This window comes from Pandoraea commovens (genome assembly GCF_902459615.1).
Classification (GTDB): domain Bacteria; phylum Pseudomonadota; class Gammaproteobacteria; order Burkholderiales; family Burkholderiaceae; genus Pandoraea; species Pandoraea commovens.
Genome location: NZ_CABPSA010000001.1, coordinates 1,220,353 through 1,243,322 on the forward strand (window position 1 = coordinate 1,220,353; position 22,970 = coordinate 1,243,322).

Consider the following 22,970-nt stretch of genomic DNA (forward strand, 5'->3'; position numbering starts at 1 on the left):
CATGCTGCGCCGCAGCAACGCCTAATATGCATGCAAACAAGCGGTGATATTTCGTCAATATCACCATACAAGACAGGGTTTAATTGCATACATAGAGCGCAACATGACTGCCGTTCCGGATGCCCTCGACCTCGCACGCCTGCAATTCGCGTTCACGGTCTCGTTTCACATCGTTTTCCCCGCCGTCTCCATCGGTTTGGCGAGCTTCATCGCCGTCCTTGAAGGGCTCTGGCTCAAGACCCGTCAGCAACACTATCTGGATCTGTGCCGCTTCTGGTCGAAGGCGTTTGCCGTGTGCTTCGGCATGGGCGTCGTCTCCGGTGTGGTGATGGCTTATCAGTTCGGCACGAACTGGTCGGGCTTCTCCAGTTTCGCCGGGGCGGTCACCGGGCCGTTGCTGACCTATGAGGTCATGACCGCGTTCTTCCTTGAGGCGGGCTTCCTCGGCATCATGCTGTTCGGCTGGAACCGCGTAAGCCCGCGCGCGCACTTCGCCGCCACGCTGTGCGTCGCCATCGGCACACTGATCTCGACGTTCTGGATTCTCGCGTCGAACAGTTGGATGCAAACGCCTCAGGGCTACGAGATCGTCGATGGTCGTGTGGTCGTGTTGTCGTGGTGGGACGTGATCTTCAATCCGTCCTTCCCCTACCGTCTCGCGCACATGAGCATTGCCGCGTTCGTGGTCGCCGCGCTTGTCGTGGCGGGCACCGGCGCATGGCACTTACTGCGCGGACGCCGCGACCCTGCCGTCAAGACCATGTTCTCGATGGCGATGTGGCTCCTGCTGATCTTCGCGCCCCTGCAAGCGTTCGTGGGCGATCTCCACGGCCTGAACACGCGTGAGCATCAGCCCGCCAAGCTCGCCGCCATGGAAGGTCTGTGGGAGACGAAGACGGGCGGCACGCCGCTCAACCTGTTCGGCTGGCCCGACATGGATTCGGAGACCACACGTTATGCGCTCGAAATCCCGCATCTGGGCAGCCTGATCCTCACGCATAGCTGGGACGGCGAAGTGCGCGGCCTGAAGGAGTTTCCGAAAGACGAGCGTCCCAACGTGCCGCTGGTGTTCTGGAGCTTCCGCATCATGGTCGGTCTCGGTCTGGCGATGATCGGTGCAGCGCTCGCAGCGCTGTGGCTGCGCCGTCGCGGCACGTTGTTCGCTTCGCGCAACTTCGCCCGTGTGATGTTGCTGCTTTCGCCGACCGGCTTCATCGCCCTGCTCGCCGGGTGGGTGACAACCGAAGCCGGACGCCAGCCGTGGGTGGTCTACGGCGTGATGCGCACGGCGCACGCCATGTCGCCGGTGAGTGCGCAGCAGGTGCAGGTCTCGCTGTTAGTGCTGGTGCTCGCCTACTTCCTCGTGTTCGGCACCGGCGTCTACTACCTGCTCAAGATTCTGCGCGGCGGCCCGGTACTGCCGGGCCAATCGAACGACGACGCCCCCCAACCCAAGCGAGAACTCTCATGGATCTGACCTTAGCCTGGGCCGCTATCATCGCGCTCGGCCTGTTTCTTTACGTCGTGCTCGACGGCTTCGACCTCGGCATCGGCATTCTCTTTCCGTTCTTCCCCGATGCCCGTGAGCGCGACACGATGATGAACTCCGTCGCCCCGGTGTGGGACGGCAACGAAACGTGGCTCGTACTCGGCGGTGCCGGGCTGCTCGCTGCGTTTCCGATGGTCTATTCGGTGCTGCTCTCCGCGCTCTATCTGCCGCTCGTGCTCATGCTCGTGTGCCTGATCTTCCGTGGGGTCGCGTTCGAGATTCGCGGCAAGTCGCGTCGCACGCGCCAATGGTGGGATCTGGCGTTCATTGGCGGTTCGGCAGGTGCAACGTTCTTTCAGGGCGTAGCACTCGGCGCTTACCTGTCGGGGATTCCTGTCGAGAACGGCCAGTTCGCGGGCGACGCCTTCGCCTGGGTGACGGCCTTCAATCTCTTCACCGGTCTGGGCCTGCTCGTGACGTATGCGCTGCTCGGCGCGTGCTGGCTGATCGGCAAGACCGAGGGAGATCTGCAACGTCGTTTGCGCGTGGTCGCGTGGCCGCTGACGCTTGCGCTCGTCGCCACGATGGCGATCGTCTCCCTCTGGACGCCGCTGCGCCTGCCGCTCGTGGCCGAGCGCTGGTTCGACGGCGAATGGTTCTGGCGCTGCCTGCCGGTGCCGTTCGTGGTGGCCGGGGCGACGTTCGCAATGCGCCGTGTGTTGCAGCGCGCGCACGACGCCACGCCGTTCTGGCTCGCCATCGGTCTGGTGTTTCTCGGCTACAGCGGCCTGCTCATCAGCGCCTACCCGTACGCGATTCTGCCGGGCATCACGCTGTGGGACGCCGCAGCGCCCCGCTCCAGCCTGTCGTTCACGATGTGGGGCGCGGCCTTCATCATTCCTGTGATCCTCGCCTACACGATGCTGGCGTACTGGGTCTTTCGCGGCAAGGTGGCTCACGATGCGCACTATCACTGATCTGGTCAGGCCCGGTGTGCGCCGTCAGCGCGAAGCCACGGCGGCAACGCAGACGATGCTGCCGAACGTCCGCGCTTCGTGGCAACAACGGCTGATCGGCTGGGGATGGTTTATTGCGTTATGGTGTGCGGGTGTGGCAGGCACCGCCCTCCTCGCACTCCCGTTCAAACTGATCATCGCCACGGCCAAATAGGAGACAGCTTATGAATCGGCTTTCATCTCAGGACGCAACCCGCACGAAGGGCGTCAAACGCATGGCAAGCACCACGGCCGTCGCTGCGGCCCTCCTCGGCGGCGTCGTCGGATTTGCAGGATTTGCCGGGACGGCGCATGCCGAAGGCATGAGCGTTTCGTCCAGCGCATTCAAAGATGGCGGTTTGCTGCCTGCGGAGCACGCGGGCGCAAACGAATGCGGCGGCAAGAACACCAGCCCGCCGCTGGAATGGAAGAATCTGCCGCAAGCCACTCACAGCGTCGTGATCCGGATGACGGACCCTGACGGTGCCAAGGGCGGCGGCGTAGTCCACTGGATCGCTTACAACATTCCGGCTTCGGTGACGTCACTGGCGGCCGGTGCGGGCAACAAGTCGGGCGACAACATCACGGTCGGGAAGAACATTTCCGGTGCCGAAGCCTATCGCGGTGCGTGCCCGCCGGTGGGCGATACGCCGCATCACTACATCATCACGGTGACGGCGACCGACATTGCGCCGGGCAGCCTGCCGCCGGGCCTCGACGCCGCCGGACTCACTGTGGCGCTTGCCGGTCACACGCTGAACGGGTCAACCATCGTGGCGCGATACGGCCGCTGACCGGCGCGCGCTTCGATGCAACGATAAAAAACGCCAGCGGATAGTCCACTGGCGTTTTTCGTTTCACGGTGCGAACAACGTTCGCCCGACGCAGCCTTACACGCGATTACCGCTCACGGGCGAGCGCGAGGAATTCCGTGCGCAGCGCCAGGTTGGGCTGCAACTCGCCGAGCATCGCCGACGTCACCGTCTCTTCGCCTGCCGTGCGAATGCCACGGCTCTCCATGCACATGTGACGGCACGACACCACGACACCGACGGCCTTCGGTTGAAGGTGCGTCATCAGCGCTTCTGCGACTTGCGTCGTCAGACGCTCCTGCACTTGCAGGCGACGCGCAAAGCAATCGACCAGACGCGTGAGCTTCGACAGGCCGACGATCTTGCCGTTGGGCAGATAGCCGATGGTCGCCTTACCGAAGAACGGCGCGAGATGGTGCTCGCAGTGGCTGTACACCGGAATGCCGCGCACCACGATCAGTTCGTTGTATTGCTCGGCTCCGTCTTCGAAGACCTTGAGCACTTCGGCCGGATCCTGGCCGTAACCTGCCGTCCATTGACGCCACGCTTTTTGTACCCGCGCCGGTGTTTCATGCAAACCGGAACGTTCCGGATCTTCGCCGATGTGTTTCAGGAATCGCTTCCAGTCGTTTTCGTCGAACGTGTCGTGAGACATATCAATCAAGCTCCCATACATTGGATCCGCAGCGCTGCGCCGCTGCATCTTGCGCATCCCCGCGCTGCCGGACATGTGCGCACAATAACAGAGAGTCACATCGCACGCATGCGGCTTCCCGGTTTGCGAGTCCGGTCGTATGGCCAGTCCTGAGCACACCGGACACGGCCCGCCCCGATTGCCGCCGGGTTCGCTTTTGCGCTAAGGTGGCGACGGACAACCGCAACGCACGAGGCGCGCCATGTCGGCACTCCCACGCATGTGCAACAAAGCGATGACCCTTGCTTCTTCGACCGCCATCGCTGCGCTCGCGCTGCTGGCCGGTTGCGGCAACCGTGGCCCCGAGCCGTGGCAAGGCTATGTCGAAGGTGAGTTCGTCTACGTCGCCTCCTCGCAGGCGGGCACCTTGCTGTCGCTTGCCGTCGCGCGCGGCCAGGAGGTGAAAGCGGGCGATGTCCTCTTCGATCTCGAATCCACCTTTGAAAGGGCTGCTCAGGCCCACGCACGCGAGACACTTGCGAGCGCCGAAGCCCAACTTCGCGATCTCGGCATAGGCAAACGTCCCGACGAAATCGACGTCTCAAAGGCCCAGCTCACGCAGGCCATCGCCGCCCGCGACAAAGCGCGCAGCCAGTTCGACCGCGATCAGGCGCAATACGCCGCTGGCGGCATCTCCCGCGAACAACTCGAAGCCAGCCGGGCCGACGCCCGCACCACCGAAGCACGGGTGCAGGAATTGCAGGCCAGTCTGGCCGTCGCCCGTCTGCCCGGCCGCGAGGCTCAGCGCCAGTCGCAAGCGGCGCAGGTCGACGTAGCACGCGCGTCGCTCGCGCAGGCCGACTGGCAACTCTCGCAGAAGCACGCCGTCGCGAGCGCCGCCGGTCGCGTCTTCGACACGATGTACCGCGTCGGCGAATGGGTGGCGGCGGGCAGTCCCGTCGTGCGTCTGCTGCCGCCCGCGAACATCAAGGTGCGGTTCTTCGTGCCCGAGGCCGCGCTCGGCGAACTGCGCGCCGGGCAGACCGTACACATCGCCTGCGACGGCTGCGGTGCGGGCGTGGATGCGCGCGTAACCTACGTCGCCAATCAGGCGGAATACACGCCGCCCGTCATCTACAGCAACGACACGCGCGATAAGCTCGTGTACATGATCGAGGCGCATCCGGCAGCCGCAGACGCCATCAAGCTGAACCCCGGCCAGCCCGTGCAGGTGACGCGCCGATGACCGCCCCTCACAACGCGGATCGCTCAGATCGCGCCGCCGCGCAACGAAACGCATCGTCGCCCGAGAGGGGACGGCAAAACGTCCCGCAGGACGACGACACACTCGCCATCGACGTGCGCGGCCTGAATAAACACTTCGGCGACAAACACGTCGTCAAGGACCTGTCGATGCAAGTGCGGCGCGGCGAGATCTTCGGCTTTCTCGGGCCGAACGGCAGCGGCAAGACGACCTGCATTCGCATGATGTGCGGCCTGCTCACACCCGACTCGGGTAGCGGCACATGCCTCGGCTTCGACATCGTGCGTGAGTCCGCACAGATCAAAAGGCACGTCGGCTACATGACGCAGCGCTTCTCGTACTGGGAAGACCTGACGATCCGCGAGAACCTCGATTTCGTCGCCCGTGTCTACGGCATGCCCAACCGGCGCGAGGCCGTCGAACACGCTATCGAGCGCCTTGGCCTCAAAGCGCGGGCGAAGCAACTGACCGGCTCGCTTTCAGGGGGATGGAAGCAACGGCTCGCGCTCGCGGCGTGCATGCTGCACGAGCCGCAAGTGCTACTGCTCGACGAGCCGACCGCAGGTGTCGACCCGACGGCACGGCGCGACTTCTGGGAGGAACTGCACGAACTGGCGGCCCAGGGTATTTCGGTGCTCGTCAGCACGCACTACATGGACGAGGCGGAACGCTGCCACAAGCTGGCCTACATCTCGTACGGCGAACTGCTCGCGCAAGGCTCGGCGGCCGAGGTCATCGAAAGCCAGCATCTGTCGACGTGGACCGTGCATGGCGACGACCTTGTCGATCTCGCGCGGGAGTTGCGCGAACAACCGACCGTCGCGCAGACGGTCGCGTTCGGCAGCGCCTTGCATGTGAGCGGCACCGACGCCGACGCACTGGAGAAGCTCCTGCGCCGCCTCGAAACCGAGCGCGGGCTGCGTGCGACGCCCATCGAGACGAGTCTCGAAGATGTCTTCATCTATCTGATGAGTCACGCGAAAGACAACTTCGGAGACGGCTCATGAGCGCACCGCTGGGCTTCTCCGTCGCGCGCTGGTGGAGCATCGTGTGCAAGGAGTTTCTCCAGTTGCGCCGCGACCGGGTGACGTTCGCCATGATCGTCGCCGTGCCGCTCGTGCAACTGACACTCTTCGGCTTCGCCATCAACACCGACCCGAAGCACATGCCCACGGCGGTGCTGATGCACGACGACAGCGAGTTCACACGCAGCTTCACCGCCGCCATGCAGCACTCGGGCTACTTCCGCTTTACCGAGACGCTCACGAGCGAAGAGGCCGGACGCGCCGCCCTCGCGCAAGGTCGCGTGCAGTTCGTGCTCAACATCCCGACCGACTTCACACGCCGCCTGCTGCGCGGCGAGCGCCCGGCGCTACTCGTCGAAGCCGATGCCACCGACCCGATGGCCATGGCCTCGGCGCTTGGCGCGCTGCCCGCCATCGCTCAGTCCGTCGCGCAGAAGGATCTGACGGGGCCGTTGGCGTCGCTGGGTGGGCCTGGCTCATCATCCGCTTCATCCGGTAATGCGCCCTTCGACGTTCAGGTGCATCGGCTGTACAACGCCGAGGGCATCACGCAGTACAACATCATTCCCGGGCTGATGGGCGTGATCCTAACGATGACGCTCGCGATGATGACCGGTCTGGCCATCGTGCGCGAACGCGAGCGCGGCACGATGGAGAATCTGCTCGCCACACCGGTGCTGCCCATCGAGGTCATGACGGGCAAGATCGTGCCGTACATCGCCATCGGCCTGATTCAGGCGAGCATCATCCTGATCGCAGCGCGCTTCGTGTTTCACGTGCCCTTCGAAGGCAGCGTGATCGCGATCTATCTGTCGGCACTCGTCTTCATTGCCGCCAATCTGACGGTCGGCATCGCGCTGTCGTCGTTCGCGCAGAATCAGTTGCAGGCGATGCAACTCACGGTCTTCTACTTTCTGCCGAACATGCTGCTCTCCGGCTTCATGTTTCCGTTTCGCGGCATGCCCGCATGGGCACAGGCGATCGGCAACGTGCTGCCGCTCACGTATTTCAACCGGCTCATTCGCGGCATTCTGCTCAAGGGCAATGGCTGGGCCGACGCCTGGCACGACCTGTGGCCGCTACTCGTCTTCTGCGCCGTGCTGATGACGGTGGCCGTCAGGTTCTATAAACGCACGCTCGACTAGCTCCATGCTCGCCATGCGCCCACCGCCCTCTCGCTTCGCACCGCTCAAGCTCGGTCTGTTGATCGGGCTGACCGGCGCGCTGTCGGCCTGCGCCGTCGGCCCCGACTTCCACACGCCCGATAGCCCGACCGTCGCGCAGTACACCAGCGGGACGCAACCGGTCACAACGGCGGGGACTTCAGGCGACGTCGCCCATCAGAGCGGCCCCCAGACGCTGATCACCGGCGACGAGGTGCCCGCCGAATGGTGGACGCGCTTCGGTTCGCCCGCGCTGAACGCGTTGGTCGCGCAGGCGCTGGCCGACAGTCCGACGCTTCGGCAAGCCGAGGCGAAACTGCGTCAGGCGCAGGAGGACTATCGCGCGCAGGCGGGGGCGCGCCTGCTGCCGTCCGCCGACCTGAAGCTCTCCGGCACGCGCGAGCAGGTCGATCTCGCGTCGTTCGGTATCACCAGTGTGCCGAGTCCCGGCCCGTTTACGCTGTACAACGCGAGCGTCGATGTGTCGTACACGCTCGATGTCTTCGGCGGCAATCGTCGTGCGCTCGAAGGGCTTGCCGCACAGATCGACTATCAACGCTTCGAACGCGACGCCGCACGCCTCTCGCTCGCGGGCAACGTGGTAACGGCCGCGTTGCGACAGGCCAGTGCCCGCGCCCAACTTGCCGCGCTGGACGGCATGCTGAGTGCACAGCGTCAGCAGCTCGACATCACGCGCGCGCGGGAACGAGCTGGCGGCGTCGCGACGCTCGACGTCCAGAATCAGGCCGCGCTGGTCGCACAAACGTCGGCGCAATTGCCGCCGCTTCGTCAGCAAATCGCACAGTACGACCATCAGTTGGCACGCTGGGTCGGTCAGCCGCCGGGGGCGTTCACGTCACCGACGATCGACCTGACGACATTACAACTACCGCAAACGGTGCCGGTATCGCTGCCCTCCACGCTTGCCAGCCGACGCCCCGACATCCGCGCAGCACAAGCGCTATTGCACAAGGCCAGCGCAGACGTGGGCGTCGCAACGGCGAACCTGTATCCGCAATTCACCTTGTCCGGCAGTTTCGGCACGCAACGCATGCGCACCGCCGATCTGGGCAACGGCATCAACATCTGGAATATCGGGATGAACTTGCTGCAACCGCTCTTGCGTGGCGGCGAGTTGCGCGCACAACGTCGCTCGGCGGTGGCCGCGTATGACGCAGCGCTCGCGTCGTATCAGGACACGGTGCTGCTCGGTCTCGCGCAAGTCGCCGATGCGATGCGTGCGCTCGACGCCGATGCCGACAAGCTGGTCGCACAGGCCGACGCCGCGCAACGCACCGAGCATGCCTACCGCATCGCCGAGGCTCGCTATCGTGCAGGCGGCATCAGTCATCTCGCCCTGCTCGACGCGCAACGTCAGGCGCTTGACGCCACCCGTGCACGGCTGGAGACGCAAGGCGCACGGCTGGCCGATACTGCGGCGCTTTGGCAAGCGCTGGGAGGGGCGGCCACCGTGCCGTCTGCCAATGGCGATGGCGATGGCGATGGCGACGCCGGTGCGGACGACACGCCTCATGGGCCGGTTACCCCCGCGACGCCGCCTCCTCGCTGAGGCATTTCATCAACGCATTGACCGGCGCACGCTTGAGCGCCGACTGACGCGCCAGCACCCCAAGCTCACGCGTGAGCGGCGCGCCCGACAGCGGCAATACCTGAACGCCCACGCCCCCAGACTTACCCTGCTTCGGCGACGTGCGGGTCATGTCGGCGTCGACAGGCAATCCGATGAGCGTCGCAGGCACGATGGACCAGCCCAGCCCTGCGCGCACCATGCGCAGGATGACTTCCGGCTCGTCCAGCTCCACGCCCTCGCGCACCCAGAGCCGATGCCGTCGCAGGTATCGCTCGACGAGATCGCCGCCGTACGAGCGCCGGTTGTAGCGCACGAACGGCAGCGTCGTACTCCAGTCGGCGACCGTCCCGCGCGTGCCTTTCGGCGCGATGGCCACATACGGCTCGTGCATCAACGTGAGCCACTTCATGTCGACGGGCACGCCGATGCGCGGACGAATCATGACGGCCAGATCCAGTTCCCGGGCGTCGAGTTGAGCCAGCAGTTGCACCGACATCCCCGGCACGATGTTCAGATGAGGCATCGCCCCCAGCGCCGTCCAGCGTTGCACTGCGCCCGGCAGTAGCCCCAACTGCACAGTCAGAATCGCGCCGACGTTGATCGGCGCGAGCGCCGCCTGACCGCCGAACGCGCCCGCCTCGCCGCGCATGGACTGGTAGCCCGCGATCACGCCCTGCGCCTGCGACAGCAGTCGGCGGCCATCGTCGGAGAGCGACACGGCGCGTCCGGTGCGCTCGAAGAGCTGCACCCCGAGGTCGTCTTCCAGGCGTTGGATCTGCGCGCTCACCGCGGACTGTGTCAGTCCGAGACGCGCGCCCGCTGCGGAGAACGACGCGGTTTCGGCTGCCGTGACAAAGGTTTTGAGGTAACGGATCATGAATCGAAAATTTTGCTACTGAGTGGTCGAATTATTCGTTTTTAATTATTTTTATCGATAGATAGAATTTACCGGAAATCTGCGCACGCAGGTGACGCGTCATAACGCGGGGCGTCGTACGGAAAAACCGCTCCCCGAATTCAACCCCACATTGCACCGGAGACTCTCATGGCAACGCCGCTGTTCCACCTCGCCTTCCCCGTCCACAATCTCGACGCTGCCCGCCAGTTCTACGGCAACGTGATGGGCTGTGCCGAAGGCCGTAGCTCGGATCACTGGATCGACTTCGATTTCTTCGGGCATCAACTGGTCGCGCACCTCTCGCCCGATGAGGCAGGTAAGCGCATCACGAACCCGGTCGACGGCGACGAGGTTCCCGTTCCGCATTTCGGCGTTATCCTTGACATGCCTGCGTGGCACGCACTGGCCGAGCGCCTGCGCGCCGCCGGCACCCGCTTCGTGATCGAGCCGCATATCCGCTTCGCGGGGCAAGTCGGCGAACAGGCGACGTTGTTCTTCTACGACCCGTCGGGCAACGCGTTGGAGTTCAAGGCGTTCGCGGACATGTCGCAGGTGTTCGCCAAGTAATCGATGCACGGCGCGTAGCATCGGAATTTCCCACGTCGTCCGGCACTTGATTGTCGGACGGCGTTTGTTGTTTTGTGTTTGTTGTCGGTATTCGTCTCATATCAGTCGAGAGTCCTCTCATGAGCCAATTCGTTATTTCGGCCCCGCCCCAAGCGTCGGTCGCCGTCGCTGGCAGCGATGCCCGTTTCCCCGTGCGCCGCGTGTTCTGCGTTGGCCGTAACTACGCCGCGCATGCCCGCGAAATGGGCAGCAATCCGGACCGCGAGCCGCCGTTCTTCTTCATGAAGCCCGCTGACGCCGTGGTCGCCGCCGAGGGCACGCTGCCCTACCCGCCGCTCACCAGTGAGCTGCATCACGAGATCGAACTGGTAGTCGCCATCGGTGCCGACGGCGAGAACGTGGATGTGGGCGATGCGCTGTCTCTGGTGTGGGGTTATGGCGTCGGTGTGGATCTCACGCGTCGCGATCTGCAACAGCAGGCGAAAGACACGCGCCGTCCGTGGGACTGGGGCAAGGCGTTCGACGCGTCGGCACCGTGCGGCCCGCTGCACGCCGTGGACGAAGTCGGTCATCCGAACGAAGGCCGTGTGTGGCTCGACGTGAACGGTGAAAACCGTCAAACCGGTGATCTCAACGAACTGATCTGGTCGGTGCCCGACTTGATCGCCGAGATCTCGCGCAGCGTGAAACTTGCCGCAGGCGACCTGATCTTCACCGGCACGCCCGCCGGCGTCGGCCCGCTGGAGCCGGGCGACAAGGTGAGCGCCGGTGTTGCCGGGGTCGGTGAAATCGCGTTCACCGTCGGCCGGAAGCCCGCCGCCTGAGTTCGCAACGAACCTTACCTCTGACGGCAAGGATATCCACAGCAACTGTTGATAACCCTATGCATAAGTGCCATGCCGACGGCGCAATCGCCCGTCGGCATTGGCTGTCAAGTGCATTGCCTAAATTGCCGTCAGACGCGTCACGAATTTTCCTTCCCCGCCCCTCGTTCGTCCTCGTTCATTCCTGAAACGTTTTTCGCTGCATAGCGACAAATCTCCCGTTTCATTTGCCGAACTCCCCTGTCGATTCAATGGGTTGCGTGCTTTGGCACGGTTCTCGCATTAAGGAAGATGCAAGCCGTCCGCCCTCGGGGAAGTCTCTTCGCTTGGCCGACCGCCTCGGGAATCAAGCCATGCACGCCACATGGCCCCGGCACGCCCGATGCCTATCCCCTCGCCGGGAGCGCCCCGGGTGCGGACGGATTGCACCAGTGACCGTCGTGTGAAGAGACGGATCGTGCGTTGGGAATATTCGGGGAGAGGATCATGCAAATGCGCCGCACCGGGCCTTGCGCCCTAAGTCCCTGCGTCAGGTCGCTCGCGCCTGCGAGTCCTGCCAAGTCGGCCCGACGTCACCCCCGCGAACGATGTGCGAGTTGGCGGCACCGTCGGCATGATGCCGCCGGAGACCGCCGTCATGTCGCGCCCGGGCGGGCATTGCGTTAATGCGATTTGCGTCTGAAGTCTTCCCTCGTCAGGTGACTTCTTTTGCGACAGGCGCCCGCGAGTGCGGTGCGCCTGTTTTTCCGATCAGCGATTTCCGATCAGCTTTCTTCCGCCCAGACCTTCGCCGCACGCACCGCGCGCTGCCAGCCAGCGACCGCGCGATTGACGTCGTCTTCGGACAACTTGCGCGAAAAGCGCCGCTGCAATTGCCATTGACGCTGCAACGTGTCGATGTCCGGCCAATACCCTACCGCGAGTCCCGCAAGGTATGCCGCGCCTGCGGCCGTCGTCTCGATCACCTTGGGACGAACGACGTCTGCGCCGAGCAGATCGGCCTGCCATTGCATCAGCAGATCGTTGGCCGCAGCACCGCCGTCCACGCGCAATTCCGAAACATGCAGACCAGCGTCAGCTTCCATGGCGCGCAGCACGTCGAGCGTCTGGAACGCGATGCTGTCCAGCGCGGCACGCGCCACGTGTGCAGCGGTCGTGCCTCGCGTCGCGCCGAATAGCGTGCCGCGTGCGCGCGGCTGCCAGTGCGGCGCGCCGAGTCCGGCGAACGCGGGCACGAGCACCACGCCGTCGGCATCGGGCACGCTGGTGGCGAGCGCTTCGACATCGCGCGAATGACGGATGATGCCCAGCCCGTCGCGCAGCCACTGGACCACCGCGCCGCCGATGAAGATGCTGCCCTCCAACGCATAGTCCACCCGATTGCCGATCTTCCAGGCGACCGTCGTCAGCAGGTTATGGCTCGACGCCTGCGGCTTGTCGCCGGTGTTCATCACCATGAAGCAGCCCGTGCCGTAGGTGTTCTTCACCATGCCCGGCGACAGACACATCTGCCCGAACAGCGCGGCCTGCTGATCGCCCGCGATGCCCGCAATCGGCACGGGCGCTGAGAATAACGGTGTAGCCGTGTGCCCATAGACTTCGCTCGACGAACGGACTTCGGGCAGCATGCTGCGCGGCACGTCGAGCAGCGCCAGCAGCGCTTCGTCCCATTCGAGCGAGTGGATGTTGAAGAGCATCGTGCGCGACGCGTTCGACACGTCGGTCACGTGTAGCTTGCCGCCGGTCAGATGCCATACGAGCCAGCTATCGACGGTGCCGAACGCGAGATGCCCCGCGTCGGCCGCTTCGCGCGCGCCGTCGACGTTATCGAGAATCCAGCGGATCTTGGTGCCGGAGAAGTACGAATCGATGCGCAGACCGGTGCGCTGCGCGACGAGCGCCTCCTTGTCTTGCGCACGCAACGCGTCGCAGAAATCGGCCGTGCGACGATCCTGCCAGACGATGGCGTTGTACACCGGCTCGCCCGTGCGCCGATCCCACACGATGGTCGTCTCGCGCTGATTGGTGATGCCGATGGCCGCGATGTCGCTGCCACCGACGCCCGCGTGCGTGAGCGCTTCGGCGGCGACACCGGCTTGCGTCGCCCAGATTTCACGGGGATCGTGCTCGACCCAGCCCGGATGCGGGTAGATCTGACGGAACTCTTTCTGCGCGGTCGCGACGACGTGACCGTCGCGATCGAACAGCAGCGCTCGCGAACTCGTCGTGCCCTGATCGAACGCGAGGATGTAGGCGCCTCCTGCCATTGCATTCGTCTCCTTGATCCAGCTTTTTTAGTCTTGCTTGTGCGATGTTGCGATAGTGCGATGACTTCCCGACGGACTCAGGCGGCCATTTCCAGATGCTGAGCAAACCATTGCTCAACGCTGGCCGCACCTTCTTTGCCGACGTGCAGACCGAGTTTCGTACGACGCCACAGAACGTCCTGCGCGGTGCGCGCCCATTCGTACTGCACCAGATAGCGCAATTCGGCTTCGTAGAGATCGCCGCAGATGCGGGTGCCGAGGCCGTCGAGCGAGTTCGCGTCGCCGACCAGCACATGCGTGCGCGTGCCGTAGGTATGCGCGTAGCGCTGAGCCAGCGACGACGGCAACCACGGCATCTGCGCGCGCAGCGACGTCTCGAAAGCGCCCGCGTCGGGCTCGGCCATATCGCCGCCCGGCAGCGGTGCGCCCGCCGTCCAGTCGCCATGCGTAAAACCCAGCGCACCGTGCAGATGCGACATCGCTTCTTCCGCAAGACGCCGGTACGTCGTGATCTTGCCGCCGAACACGGAGAGCAGCGGCGCGCGCGTGCCGGGGGCATCGAGTTCGAGCTTGTAATCGCGCGTGACGGCCGACGGATTCGACACATCTTCCTCCATTAGCGGACGCACGCCCGCATACGTCCACACAACGTCGGCGGGCACGATCGGCTTGGTGAAGTACTCGCTGGCGGACTTGCAGAGGTAAGCGATCTCGTCTTCATTGATCTCGACCTTCGCCGGGTCACCGAGGTACTCCAGATCGGTCGTGCCGATCAGCGTGAAATCGCGCTCGTACGGAATGGCGAAGATGATGCGCTTGTCGGGGTTCTGGAAGATGTAGGCGTGGTCGTGATCGAACAGCTTGCGCGTCACGATGTGACTGCCCTTGACGTTGCGGATGCGATGCGTTGCCGGTTGACGCAACACGTCGCCCAGCAGATGACCGACCCACGGCCCCGCTGCATTGACGATGGCGCGCGCGCGCACGGTCTGACGCTCGCCGGTGGTCGTCTCCAGTTGCGCCGTCCACGAGTGCTCGCCGCGCTCTGCGCCCACCAGACGCGTGCGCGTAAGGACGGTCGCGCCTCGCTCGGCCGCGTCCTGCGCGTTGAGTACCACCAGTCGTGCATCCTGCACCCAGCCGTCCGAGTAGACGAAGCCGCGCGTGAGGTCCTGACGCAACGGCGCACCCGCCGGATGCTGGCGCAGGTCGATGCCGCGCGAGCCAGGCAGAATTTCACGACGCGCCAGATGATCGTAAAGAAACAGCCCCGCGCGGATCATCCAGGCGGGACGCAGGTTCGGCATGTGCGGCATGACAAAACGCAGCGGCCACATGATGTGAGGGGCCGCGCGCAACAACACTTCGCGCTCTTGCAACGCTTTGCGCACCAGTCCGAATTCGTAGTACTCGAGATAGCGCAGACCGCCGTGAATCAGCTTGGTGCTGGCCGACGACGTGTGCGACGCCAGATCGTCCTGCTCGACAAGCAATACACGCAGACCGCGACCGGCGGCATCACGCGCGATACCGGTGCCGTTGATGCCGCCACCGACGACCAGCAAATCGTAAGGGGCGGAAGTTGGAGCCGACGCCAAAGGGGCCGAGCCGTTGTCCAATGGCGTTTGAGCGGGTGTCTGCACGTGTTACTCCCAGCGATGGGGGTCAAATCAGGAAAGTTCGAAAATGTTCGCTTTGATGCGTTGCAATGTTCGTTTCCGAACATCAACATTCGAATTCTAACAGATCACGCGCCATGAGTTTCGAATTCGCACATTTCATTGGGCCGATGTGCGAATTCGCAGCGTCGATCAATCTGCGATGTGAACCAGCGTGCCGGCCTCGGCAATCACGGCATCCATGCTTGCAGGCACCGGGCGATCGGTGAACAGCGCGTCGACCTGTGAGAGATGCCCCAGCCGCACCAGCGCCGGACGTCCGAACTTGCTGTGATCGGCCGCCAGAAACACGGTGCGCGACTGCGCGATGATGGCCTCGGCCACACGTACTTCGCGGTAATCGAAGTCGCGCAGCGTCCCGTCGGCATCGATGGCTGAAATACCGACGATGCCGAAGTCGACCTTGAACTGGCGGATGAAATCGAGTGTGGCCTCGCCGGTCACGCCCTGATCCCGGGCGCGCACCACGCCGCCCGTGATGATGACCTCGGCGTCGGCATAACCGCTCATCATGGCCGCCACATGCAGGTTGTTCGTAATGACGCGCAACCCCCGGTGACGCGACAGCGCCCGCGCCACGGCCTCCGTCGTGGTGCCCAGATTGATGAAGAGGGAGGCGTGATCGGGAATTTGCTCGGCGAGGCGCACAGCGATGCGGCGCTTTTCGTCGGCCAGTTGCGTCTGACGGGCGTCGTAAGCTTCGTTCTCAGCGCCGCCGGGCAAGCCGACACCGCCGTGATAGCGACGTACCCATTTGCGCTCGGCGAGGAAGTTGATGTCGCGCCGGATGGTTTGCGGGGTGACGTCGAAGCGGGCGGCGAGTTCGTCGACCGTGAGAAAACCGTCGCGGCGCACTGCGTCGAAAAGCGCCTGCTGACGCGGGTTCAGCGACGCCTGGCCAGCATCGCCAGCCGCGATCGGACCTTCGGAGACATCGACGGATTCGGCGGATTCGTTATGAGACATCGGCACGCACGCGCAAAGAAAAACCATCGCGCAGCCCGGCTGGCTGCGCGTTCGCCGTCATGATACCCCGTCGTTGTATGACACCACCGTGACCGGCGTGTGTCCGGTCATGCCGTCAAAGGCACTGGCGTACGGCGTCGGCGAGCGATTGCGGGCCGGTCGAGCCGAGATAGAGCGAGCCTTCGCTGCCAGGCTTGCGCGGCGCGAGGTCGAGGATGGCGAGAATGCCGTCGTCGTTCGAGGAGAGTTCGAGGGTCTGGCCCGTGCCCGCCTTCACGCGTTGCAGTCGCGCGTAAGGCAGTTGCTTCTTCCACAGCCGGGCCGTGCAGGCGCTCACGCGCGCGAAAGCCTTCTTGGACGATCCCTGCCACACGGCGCCGTTGCCCCGCGCGTCGTCGATGGTGTCGCGGTACGCGGGCAAGGTCTCGACTTTGACATTCTCCGGGGCCACATCGGCGACGCTGCCCACAGGCGGATCGTCATGCGCGGCGACGGGTGCGGTTTGCGCGCACCCGGCGAGCAGCACCGCGAACGTCACGCCCGCCGCGGCAAGCGCGCTGGCCACACGGCGCTGCGCCCCGCGCGCCGTGTCGGAATTCGTGTTGATGCCCCGGTCCATTGCCCCGCTCCACACATGCTGGTATCTGATCCCGGCGCGCGATGGTGCGGTGGCCAGCGGATGTCTTGATGCATCCGTGCGAAGCCATCGCGCGCGCCGTCTTGGTCTTGTTGATCGACCCGTCGTCCCGATTACCGCCAAATCGCGATCTGTAAGACAACTGGCCCGGCACTCACCCGCACATGTCCCGCGCTTCGATTGCACGGGCCTTGTAGCCTATCGGGCGACGCCAGTTGGCGCTCATCTTACTCGCGTTATTCATAGCATGGCAATTCGCGCAATGCGCGCAGGCCCGAATCGCGTATATTGCTGGTTTCTGTCACACTCGCCGCACCGCCTCGCGCCCCATCCGGCAGCGAGTCAGCGTGTGCTCTGCCACCGGTTCGCGGATAACTCACCGCCTCGCCGGAACGCCATAAGCGATAACAATAAGCGGACAGCGAGCACGCGTGACGCCAGCCAACCCGTTTCACTTTTTGCGACTGTCCCGATTTCCATGTCCAGCAATGCGCAAGCCCCGATCATCGTCATCGCCCCCGATTCTTTCAAAGGTTCGCTGAGCGCGCCTGAAGTGGCGCAAGCCATCGCCGCAGGCATCGCCCGCGTGCTGCCGCATGCCGATCTGCGCTTGCGCCCGATGGCCGACGGTGGCGAAGGTACGCTCGACGCCCTGCTCTCCGCAGGCGGGCGACGCGTGCCGTTGTCCGTGCGTGGCGCGGGCAAGGCGTCGGTGACGGCCGAGTACGGTGTCATGCCCGACGGTACGGGCGTGCTGGAAAGTGCAAATGTCGTCAGCATTACCGATCCGGTCGGCATGCAGACGCCGGTGGCCGAGCGCTCGACGGTCGGCCTTGGCGAGCTGCTGCGCGCCCTGCTCGACACCGGCGCGCGCCGCGTGCTGATCGGTCTGGGCGGCAGCAGCACGAACGATGGCGGCGCAGGTCTGCTCGTCGGCCTCGGCGCCCGTTTGCTCGACGAAGCCGGTGAAGAAGTGCAACCGGTCCCGGCGGCACTGCATCGCGTAGCGTCGATCGACTTGAACGGGCTCGATGCACGTCTGAAGGATTGCGAGCTGGTGGCCATGTCGGACGTCAACAATCCGCTGAACGGCCAGCAAGGTGCGACGGCGATTTTCGGCCCGCAGAAAGGTGTGAGCGAAGCACAGGTCGAACCTCTCGACCGCGCTATCGCCCACTTCGCCGGGCACGCACACCGCGCGTTCAACGCCAGCGAAGCCGCGAGTCGCGCGGGCGCAGGCGCAGCGGGCGGTCTTGGCTTCGCGCTGCACCTGCTGGGCGCGCAGTTCCGCTCGGGCGCGGAAGTGGTGGCCGAGCGCGTGGGACTGCCGCAAGCGGTAGAGGGCGCCGACTGGCTGATCACCGGCGAAGGCCGCAGCGACGGTCAGACGCTCTCGGGCAAGACGCCGATGATCGCCGCACAGGTCGCCATCAAGGCAGGCGCGACGGCATCGCTGCTCTCAGGGGCCATCGACCGCACGGCGCTGGAGAGTCTGTCGCGCGTCTTCTCGGGCTGCTTCTCGCTGACGTTCGGTCCGACCACGCTGGAGAAAGCCATTGCCGACGCTGCCGGTCTGCTGACCGATAGCGCCGAACAGATGACGCGGCTGCGTTATACGCACAAGGGTTGAGCGCAAGGATCAGGCGATGCGTGCCCGTAGACGGGGCACGGCAAAGTCGAGAAATGCACGCAGTTTCAGGGGCAACGGCGTTTGCCCCTTGTGCACCAGATTGACGGGGAGCGGGGCGGCCTCAAAGTCGTCCAGCACCACGCGTAGCGCATCGTCGCGCACCGCTTGCGCCACCTGATACGACAACACCCGCACGAAGCCCACACCGAGCACCGCCGCCGAGATCGCCGCTTCGGCGGTATTCACCGCGAGCCGCGAGCGAATGGGCACCGACTGCCCGGTTCGTCCCTCGCCGAACTCCCACGCACGGCGCGACGCCAGCACCTCGAACGTAATGCACGCCTGACCGGTAAGATCCTGCGGCTTCTTCGGTTCGCCATGCGTCGCCAGGTATTCCGGACTGGCGCAGACAACGCGTCGCACGGTCCCGATGCGCGACGCCACCATCGAGCTATCCGGTAAATGACCGATGCGCAGCGCTACGTCCGCCTGCTCGTCCATCAGATGCACGACGCGGTCGGTCAGCAGAAGACTGACGTCGATCTCCGGGTACTGCGCGAGGAATTCCGCCACGACCGGCAGCACGTGCAGACGCCCGAAGACGACGGGCGCGGTCAGCACCAGTTCGCCTTTCGGCGTGGCATATTCGCCCGTCGCCGTGCGCTCCGCTTCGCCAATCTCTTCGAGAATTCTGCGACACGCGGCCACGTACGCACTCCCGGCTTCGGTCAGCGACAACTGGCGCGTCGTGCGATGCAGCAGCCTCGTTTTCAGATGCGCTTCCAGTTCCCCGACTTTACGACTGACGGTCGCCAGCGGCATGCCGAGTCCGCGTGCTGCGGCCGACAAACTGCCCGCATCGACCACTGCGATCAGGATCGACATGGATTCGAGTCGATTCATGGACCCTACCAAATTTTGGAAAGATGATTCCCGATCTTGATGGATTCTCTACGTGGATGCAACCACGTAATGTCGAGACCTGAGCGGGGTGAGTCACGGTCGTCACACGACACCGCCCCTTCCCGCACCGGTCATCGTCACATCAGGAGAGCATCGTGCGTCCGCCCAATTCCCCCACCGCCCCTTCCACCACTACCGCCCCGCCACACGCGGCACAGGAAATCGCCTCGCACAGCAAGATCGTGATGATGGGGGTGATTGCTGGCGCGGTCGTCACCAACATTTACTGCACGCAGCCGATCCTGCCGCTGATCGCTGCGGACATGCGCGTCGATCTCGGGACGGTGGACCTCGTCGCGGCCGCCGCGTTGCTGGGCTTCTCCGCCGGGCTCGCGTTATTGCTGCCGCTGGGCGACCGCTACGACCGCCGCAAACTCGTGCTCGCGCAAATTGCGCTGGCCTTCTGCTTCGCGCTGGCCGCGACATTTGCCCCGGGCATCTGGGCGTTGATCGGCGCATCGTTCGGTCTGGGGATCGTGTGCTGTGTGCCGCAGCAACTGGTGCCGTTCGCCGCCGTCATGTCGGCGCCGAGTCAGCGCGGCCGGGCGGTGGGCACCGTCGTGAGCGGGATCATGATCGGGATTCTGCTCGGACGAACGATTGCGGGCGTTGTCGGTGAAGGGTTCGGATGGCGCGCCGTCTACGGCGTGGAAGCCGCTTTCATGATCCCGGTGTGGATCGCCGCCGCACTGTTGTTGCCGAAGGGGCGCCCCAGCACGGACCTTTCGTATGGTCGTCTGTTGGCGTCACTGTGGCCGTTGGCTCGCGACCATCGCCCCCTGCGCGAATCGATGACGATTCAGGCGCTGCTCTGGGCCTGCTTCAACGCGTTCTGGGTGAATCTGGCGGCACTGCTCGCCGACGGGCCGTGGCATCTCGGCAGCGCGTGGGCGGGCGCGTTCGGTATCATCGGCGCGGCGGGTGCGTTCGCCGCGTCTTTCGGCGGACGTGCCACCGACAAGCTGGGGCCGCGCGGCGTGGTCGGCGTGAGCATCGCCATCGTCACGCTCAGTTACGTGCTGCTCGGGGGCGCGAACCTCTCGCTGGCGTGGCTCGTGATCGGGGTGATCGTGCTCGACATCGGCGTCCAAGCAGGTCTTGTGTCCAACCAGACACGTGCTTTCGCGGTGGACCCGAAAGCGCAGGGGCGAATCAATAGCCTCTATATGACGGCGACGTTCTTTGGCGGCGCAGTGGGCGCGACGGTGAGCGGATGGCTGATGGCGCGCTTCGGATGGACGGGCGTCGTGAGTCTGGGCGTTGCGCTCGGTGTGCTGGCCCTCGCGCTTCACTGGGTCGGCGGACTGCGCGGTAGGTCTGAGGCGCCGGGCAAAGGTGTGTCGACGTTGTAGAGCACCGGCATCTGGTGCCGCCATCGGCACCAGACATCGTCTTGCGTCATCAGGTCGGCCATGAAGTGGGCGACGTTGATGCGACTGGTCTTGCCAGCGTCGAACAGCGCGCTTCGGATGGGTGAGGGGTGCGCTTCGTAAGCGGTGACGTCGACATGATCGACAAGACTGTCCGGACGCACCACCGACCATTCGATGGCAGGATCGTCGCGACCGATTTCGACGCGCAGCACATCCGAAGCCGCCTCGTTGTCGGCATGTGGCGGCAGCAGCAGGCGAACTGCGCCGATGATGCACCGCTGCGCAACCGATACCGGCTCGAACAGATCGCGATTGCGATTGCCGGAGGTGTTCATCAGCACGAAGCGAACGGCGGATGCCCGACCGCTGACCTTGATGGCGCGGCACAAACGACGCGTCGCTTCGGTGACGAGTCGACGCGGTTCGCCGTAGATACCGCTGAGTGTGAGGTTGTGTCCGAGACACGACGCTACCGCGTCGCAACCAGCGACATGGTCGGCCAACGCGGCGTCGCTCAGATCTAGCACGCTGGCCTGCACAAGCGATAGTTGCGCGTGACCGGCTAACGCATCAAGTGGCTTGCCGGAGCGCACAATCGCCCGCACATGCCAACCACGCGTGAGCAGTTGCTGCACGAGCAATCGTCCTGTTGCGCCCGTCGCACCTACGACCAGCGCCGTTCCTGTCGCGTGGACGTACGTCATACGCCTCGCCCCCTCACACCATCAAGTCCACAAACTGATGGACGGGCATGGTTTCGAGCCGTTGCCGATCCAGTGCCACGTCGAGAATGCGCGCCTGCGCCCGTGCGGCGAAGCGGCGCGCCAGATTCGTTTTGAACTTCTCCACCAGCAACGGGATGCCTTCGTCGCGACGTCGCCGATGCCCGATCGGGTACTCCACAAGCACTTCGTCGAGCACCGTACCGTCGTTCAGCGTGACAGTGAGTCCGTTGGCAATCGAGCGCTTGTCGGGATCGTGATAGTCGCGGGTGAATTGCGGATCTTCCTCGCACACAATGTTCGCGCGCAATGCATCGATGCGCGGATCGCCCGCCACATCGTCTTCGTAGTCGGCCGCCGTCAGCCGTCCGAACAGCAACGGCACAGCCACCATGTACTGGATGCAGTGATCGCGGTCCGCCGGATTGGCGAGCGGCCCCTGCTTGTCGATGATGCGAATCGCCGCCGCATGCGTGCGAATCTTCACCGAGCGGATGTCCTGTGCGCTACGCCCCATCGCCAGCAATTGTCGATGCAACGTCATCGCCGCCTCGGCAGCCGTCTGTGCGTGAAACTCGGCCGGAAACGAAATCTTGAACAGCACGTTCTCCATCACATACGACCCGTAAGGCCGCTGGAACGCGAACGGCTTGCCCTTGAACAGCACATCGTAAAAGCCCCACGTCTTTGCCGTGAGCACCGACGGATAGCCCATCTCGCCGGTGCGCGCCATGAGCGCGAGGCGTACCGCACGGCTCGTCGCATCGCCTGCCGCCCACGACTTGCGGCTGCCGGTGTTCGGCGCATGACGATACGTGCGCAGGCTCTGCCCGTCGACGAACGCCAGCGAGAGCGCAGCGATCAGTTCGTCGCGCGACAGGCCCAGCATTTCGCCGACGACTGCCGTCGACGCCACCTTGACCAGCACCACATGATCGAGCCCGACCTGATTGAACGAGTTCTCCAGCGCGAGACATCCCTGAATTTCGTGCGCCTTGATCATCGCCGCGAGCACGTGACGCATTGTCAGCGGCGGCTGCCCCTGCGCGACGGCCGTGCGCGAGAGCCAGTCGGCCGTCATCAGAATGCCGCCGAGGTTATCCGACGGATGCCCCCACTCGGCCGCAAGCCACGTGTCGTTGAAGTCGAGCCAGCGAATCATCGCCCCCAGACTGAAGGCGGCCTGTACCGGATCGAGTTGATATGGCGTGCCGGGCACCTTCGCGCCGTTGGGCACGACCGTGCCCGGCACAATCGGGCCGAGCAGTTTGGTACACGCGGGATAGGAGAGCGCTTCGAAACCGCACCCAAGCGTGTCGATGAGACAGTTGCGTGCGGTGTCGAAGGCGAGATCGCTACGGATCTCATAGGTCAGGACGTAGTCGGCAATGTCCGTCAGGACTTTGTCGGGCGAGGGACGCACATTCGCAACGTTCGAAGCACCTGCGGACATTGACGACCTCCTGTGAGG

21 protein-coding genes are annotated in these 22,970 nt (G+C 64.5%); 12 read left to right on the forward strand and 9 right to left on the reverse strand.

Going from position 1 to position 22,970, the window contains the following annotated elements:
• Positions 1-103: 103 nt before the first annotated feature.
• Genes PCO31010_RS05365 through PCO31010_RS05380 form a run of 4 tightly spaced genes read left to right on the forward strand, consistent with a single transcriptional unit; the run spans position 104 to position 3,278 of the window.
• Complete coding sequence (locus PCO31010_RS05365) at positions 104-1,477, forward strand: cytochrome ubiquinol oxidase subunit I (protein ID WP_150663275.1); 1,374 nt, start codon at positions 104-106, stop codon at positions 1,475-1,477.
• Complete coding sequence (cydB, locus tag PCO31010_RS05370) at positions 1,468-2,466, forward strand: cytochrome d ubiquinol oxidase subunit II (RefSeq protein ID WP_150663276.1); 999 nt, start codon at positions 1,468-1,470, stop codon at positions 2,464-2,466. The genes PCO31010_RS05365 and cydB overlap by 10 nt, the downstream gene beginning before the upstream one ends.
• Positions 2,450-2,659, forward strand: coding sequence for a hypothetical protein (locus PCO31010_RS05375; RefSeq protein ID WP_150663277.1), 210 nt, complete (start codon positions 2,450-2,452; stop codon positions 2,657-2,659). The genes cydB and PCO31010_RS05375 overlap by 17 nt, the downstream gene beginning before the upstream one ends.
• A 10-nt stretch (positions 2,660-2,669) precedes the next feature.
• Entirely contained in the window at positions 2,670-3,278 is a 609-nt protein-coding gene (locus PCO31010_RS05380) for a YbhB/YbcL family Raf kinase inhibitor-like protein (RefSeq protein WP_246184448.1), read from the forward strand.
• A 106-nt stretch (positions 3,279-3,384) separates the two neighbouring features.
• On the opposite strand, the gene folE is transcribed toward PCO31010_RS05380, so the two are convergent.
• Positions 3,385-3,951, reverse strand: coding sequence for a GTP cyclohydrolase I FolE (folE, locus tag PCO31010_RS05385; protein ID WP_150663278.1), 567 nt, complete (start codon positions 3,949-3,951; stop codon positions 3,385-3,387).
• Positions 3,952-4,225: 274 nt separating this feature from the next.
• Between folE and PCO31010_RS05390 the strand changes: the two genes are divergently transcribed.
• Genes PCO31010_RS05390 through PCO31010_RS05405 form a run of 4 tightly spaced genes read left to right on the forward strand, consistent with a single transcriptional unit; the run spans position 4,226 to position 8,952 of the window.
• Positions 4,226-5,176, forward strand: a complete 951-nt coding sequence (locus PCO31010_RS05390) for an HlyD family secretion protein (protein ID WP_150663279.1) — start codon at positions 4,226-4,228, stop codon at positions 5,174-5,176.
• Positions 5,173-6,201 (forward strand): ABC transporter ATP-binding protein, encoded by a 1,029-nt coding sequence (locus PCO31010_RS05395; RefSeq protein WP_150663280.1) that lies wholly within the window; start codon positions 5,173-5,175, stop codon positions 6,199-6,201. The genes PCO31010_RS05390 and PCO31010_RS05395 overlap by 4 nt, the downstream gene beginning before the upstream one ends.
• Positions 6,198-7,364: an ABC transporter permease gene (locus PCO31010_RS05400; RefSeq protein WP_150663281.1), complete on the forward strand. Its 1,167-nt coding sequence runs from the start codon at positions 6,198-6,200 to the stop codon at positions 7,362-7,364. The genes PCO31010_RS05395 and PCO31010_RS05400 overlap by 4 nt, the downstream gene beginning before the upstream one ends.
• Before the next feature lie 4 nt (positions 7,365-7,368).
• Positions 7,369-8,952 (forward strand): efflux transporter outer membrane subunit, encoded by a 1,584-nt coding sequence (locus tag PCO31010_RS05405; protein WP_150663282.1) that lies wholly within the window; start codon positions 7,369-7,371, stop codon positions 8,950-8,952.
• On the opposite strand, the gene PCO31010_RS05410 is transcribed toward PCO31010_RS05405, so the two are convergent.
• Positions 8,924-9,850: a LysR family transcriptional regulator gene (locus PCO31010_RS05410; RefSeq protein ID WP_150663283.1), complete on the reverse strand. Its 927-nt coding sequence runs from the start codon at positions 9,848-9,850 to the stop codon at positions 8,924-8,926. The genes PCO31010_RS05405 and PCO31010_RS05410 overlap by 29 nt on opposite strands.
• A 168-nt stretch (positions 9,851-10,018) precedes the next feature.
• Here PCO31010_RS05410 and PCO31010_RS05415 point away from each other — a divergent pair, with 168 nt between their 5' ends.
• Together PCO31010_RS05415 and PCO31010_RS05420 are read left to right on the forward strand one after the other, a co-directional pair.
• A complete protein-coding gene (locus PCO31010_RS05415) occupies positions 10,019-10,438 on the forward strand; it encodes a VOC family protein (RefSeq protein ID WP_150574797.1) in 420 nt (139 codons plus the stop codon).
• A 119-nt stretch (positions 10,439-10,557) separates the two neighbouring features.
• Positions 10,558-11,262: a fumarylacetoacetate hydrolase family protein gene (locus PCO31010_RS05420; RefSeq protein WP_150663284.1), complete on the forward strand. Its 705-nt coding sequence runs from the start codon at positions 10,558-10,560 to the stop codon at positions 11,260-11,262.
• Between the two features lie 764 nt (positions 11,263-12,026).
• Here the strand turns inward: PCO31010_RS05420 and glpK are convergent.
• The 4 genes from glpK to PCO31010_RS05440 all read right to left on the reverse strand — a co-directional run bounded on the left by glpK (position 12,027) and on the right by PCO31010_RS05440 (position 16,793).
• On the reverse strand, positions 12,027-13,529 hold the full coding sequence (gene glpK / locus PCO31010_RS05425) for a glycerol kinase GlpK (RefSeq protein WP_150663285.1): 1,503 nt from the start codon (positions 13,527-13,529) through the stop codon (positions 12,027-12,029).
• A 77-nt stretch (positions 13,530-13,606) separates the two neighbouring features.
• Positions 13,607-15,127 (reverse strand): glycerol-3-phosphate dehydrogenase, encoded by a 1,521-nt coding sequence (glpD, locus tag PCO31010_RS05430; protein ID WP_150663521.1) that lies wholly within the window; start codon positions 15,125-15,127, stop codon positions 13,607-13,609.
• Positions 15,128-15,340: 213 nt separating this feature from the next.
• Positions 15,341-16,174 (reverse strand): DeoR/GlpR family DNA-binding transcription regulator, encoded by an 834-nt coding sequence (locus tag PCO31010_RS05435; protein ID WP_246184449.1) that lies wholly within the window; start codon positions 16,172-16,174, stop codon positions 15,341-15,343.
• 115 nt (positions 16,175-16,289) lie between these two features.
• Entirely contained in the window at positions 16,290-16,793 is a 504-nt protein-coding gene (locus PCO31010_RS05440) for a hypothetical protein (protein ID WP_150663286.1), read from the reverse strand.
• Between the two features lie 496 nt (positions 16,794-17,289).
• Here PCO31010_RS05440 and PCO31010_RS05445 point away from each other — a divergent pair, with 496 nt between their 5' ends.
• Positions 17,290-18,441 (forward strand): glycerate kinase, encoded by a 1,152-nt coding sequence (locus PCO31010_RS05445; protein WP_150663287.1) that lies wholly within the window; start codon positions 17,290-17,292, stop codon positions 18,439-18,441.
• A 9-nt stretch (positions 18,442-18,450) separates the two neighbouring features.
• Here the strand turns inward: PCO31010_RS05445 and PCO31010_RS05450 are convergent, their stop codons facing one another.
• Positions 18,451-19,344, reverse strand: a complete 894-nt coding sequence (locus PCO31010_RS05450) for a LysR family transcriptional regulator (RefSeq protein ID WP_150663288.1) — start codon at positions 19,342-19,344, stop codon at positions 18,451-18,453.
• 155 nt (positions 19,345-19,499) lie between these two features.
• On the opposite strand from PCO31010_RS05450, the gene PCO31010_RS05455 reads away from it, so the two are divergent.
• On the forward strand, positions 19,500-20,756 hold the full coding sequence (locus tag PCO31010_RS05455) for an MFS transporter (protein ID WP_373275318.1): 1,257 nt from the start codon (positions 19,500-19,502) through the stop codon (positions 20,754-20,756).
• On the opposite strand, the gene PCO31010_RS05460 is transcribed toward PCO31010_RS05455, so the two are convergent.
• Positions 20,693-21,481, reverse strand: coding sequence for an NAD(P)-dependent oxidoreductase (locus tag PCO31010_RS05460; RefSeq protein ID WP_150663289.1), 789 nt, complete (start codon positions 21,479-21,481; stop codon positions 20,693-20,695). The genes PCO31010_RS05455 and PCO31010_RS05460 overlap by 64 nt on opposite strands.
• Positions 21,482-21,494: 13 nt before the next feature.
• The gene (locus PCO31010_RS05465; protein ID WP_150663290.1) at positions 21,495-22,952 is read right to left on the reverse strand and encodes a bifunctional 2-methylcitrate dehydratase/aconitate hydratase; all 1,458 of its coding nucleotides are present in this window, start codon (positions 22,950-22,952) and stop codon (positions 21,495-21,497) included.
• Positions 22,953-22,970: the final 18 nt, after the last annotated feature.

What these genes read in the sequence shown, in the direction of transcription:
- PCO31010_RS05365 (WP_150663275.1), top strand. Translation starts at nt 104, where the DNA reads ATGACTGCCGTTCCGGATGCCCTCGACCTCGCACGCCTGCAATTCGCG.
- cydB (WP_150663276.1), top strand. Translation starts at nt 1,468, where the DNA reads ATGGATCTGACCTTAGCCTGGGCCGCTATCATCGCGCTCGGCCTGTTT.
- PCO31010_RS05375 (WP_150663277.1), top strand. Translation starts at nt 2,450, where the DNA reads ATGCGCACTATCACTGATCTGGTCAGGCCCGGTGTGCGCCGTCAGCGC.
- PCO31010_RS05380 (WP_246184448.1), top strand. Translation starts at nt 2,670, where the DNA reads ATGAATCGGCTTTCATCTCAGGACGCAACCCGCACGAAGGGCGTCAAA.
- folE (WP_150663278.1), bottom strand. Translation starts at nt 3,951, where the DNA reads ATGTCTCACGACACGTTCGACGAAAACGACTGGAAGCGATTCCTGAAA.
- PCO31010_RS05390 (WP_150663279.1), top strand. Translation starts at nt 4,226, where the DNA reads ATGACCCTTGCTTCTTCGACCGCCATCGCTGCGCTCGCGCTGCTGGCC.
- PCO31010_RS05395 (WP_150663280.1), top strand. Translation starts at nt 5,173, where the DNA reads ATGACCGCCCCTCACAACGCGGATCGCTCAGATCGCGCCGCCGCGCAA.
- PCO31010_RS05400 (WP_150663281.1), top strand. Translation starts at nt 6,198, where the DNA reads ATGAGCGCACCGCTGGGCTTCTCCGTCGCGCGCTGGTGGAGCATCGTG.
- PCO31010_RS05405 (WP_150663282.1), top strand. Translation starts at nt 7,369, where the DNA reads ATGCTCGCCATGCGCCCACCGCCCTCTCGCTTCGCACCGCTCAAGCTC.
- PCO31010_RS05410 (WP_150663283.1), bottom strand. Translation starts at nt 9,850, where the DNA reads ATGATCCGTTACCTCAAAACCTTTGTCACGGCAGCCGAAACCGCGTCG.
- PCO31010_RS05415 (WP_150574797.1), top strand. Translation starts at nt 10,019, where the DNA reads ATGGCAACGCCGCTGTTCCACCTCGCCTTCCCCGTCCACAATCTCGAC.
- PCO31010_RS05420 (WP_150663284.1), top strand. Translation starts at nt 10,558, where the DNA reads ATGAGCCAATTCGTTATTTCGGCCCCGCCCCAAGCGTCGGTCGCCGTC.
- glpK (WP_150663285.1), bottom strand. Translation starts at nt 13,529, where the DNA reads ATGGCAGGAGGCGCCTACATCCTCGCGTTCGATCAGGGCACGACGAGT.
- PCO31010_RS05435 (WP_246184449.1), bottom strand. Translation starts at nt 16,174, where the DNA reads ATGTCTCATAACGAATCCGCCGAATCCGTCGATGTCTCCGAAGGTCCG.
- PCO31010_RS05440 (WP_150663286.1), bottom strand. Translation starts at nt 16,793, where the DNA reads ATGGACCGGGGCATCAACACGAATTCCGACACGGCGCGCGGGGCGCAG.
- PCO31010_RS05445 (WP_150663287.1), top strand. Translation starts at nt 17,290, where the DNA reads ATGTCCAGCAATGCGCAAGCCCCGATCATCGTCATCGCCCCCGATTCT.
- PCO31010_RS05450 (WP_150663288.1), bottom strand. Translation starts at nt 19,344, where the DNA reads ATGAATCGACTCGAATCCATGTCGATCCTGATCGCAGTGGTCGATGCG.
- PCO31010_RS05460 (WP_150663289.1), bottom strand. Translation starts at nt 21,481, where the DNA reads ATGACGTACGTCCACGCGACAGGAACGGCGCTGGTCGTAGGTGCGACG.
- PCO31010_RS05465 (WP_150663290.1), bottom strand. Translation starts at nt 22,952, where the DNA reads ATGTCCGCAGGTGCTTCGAACGTTGCGAATGTGCGTCCCTCGCCCGAC.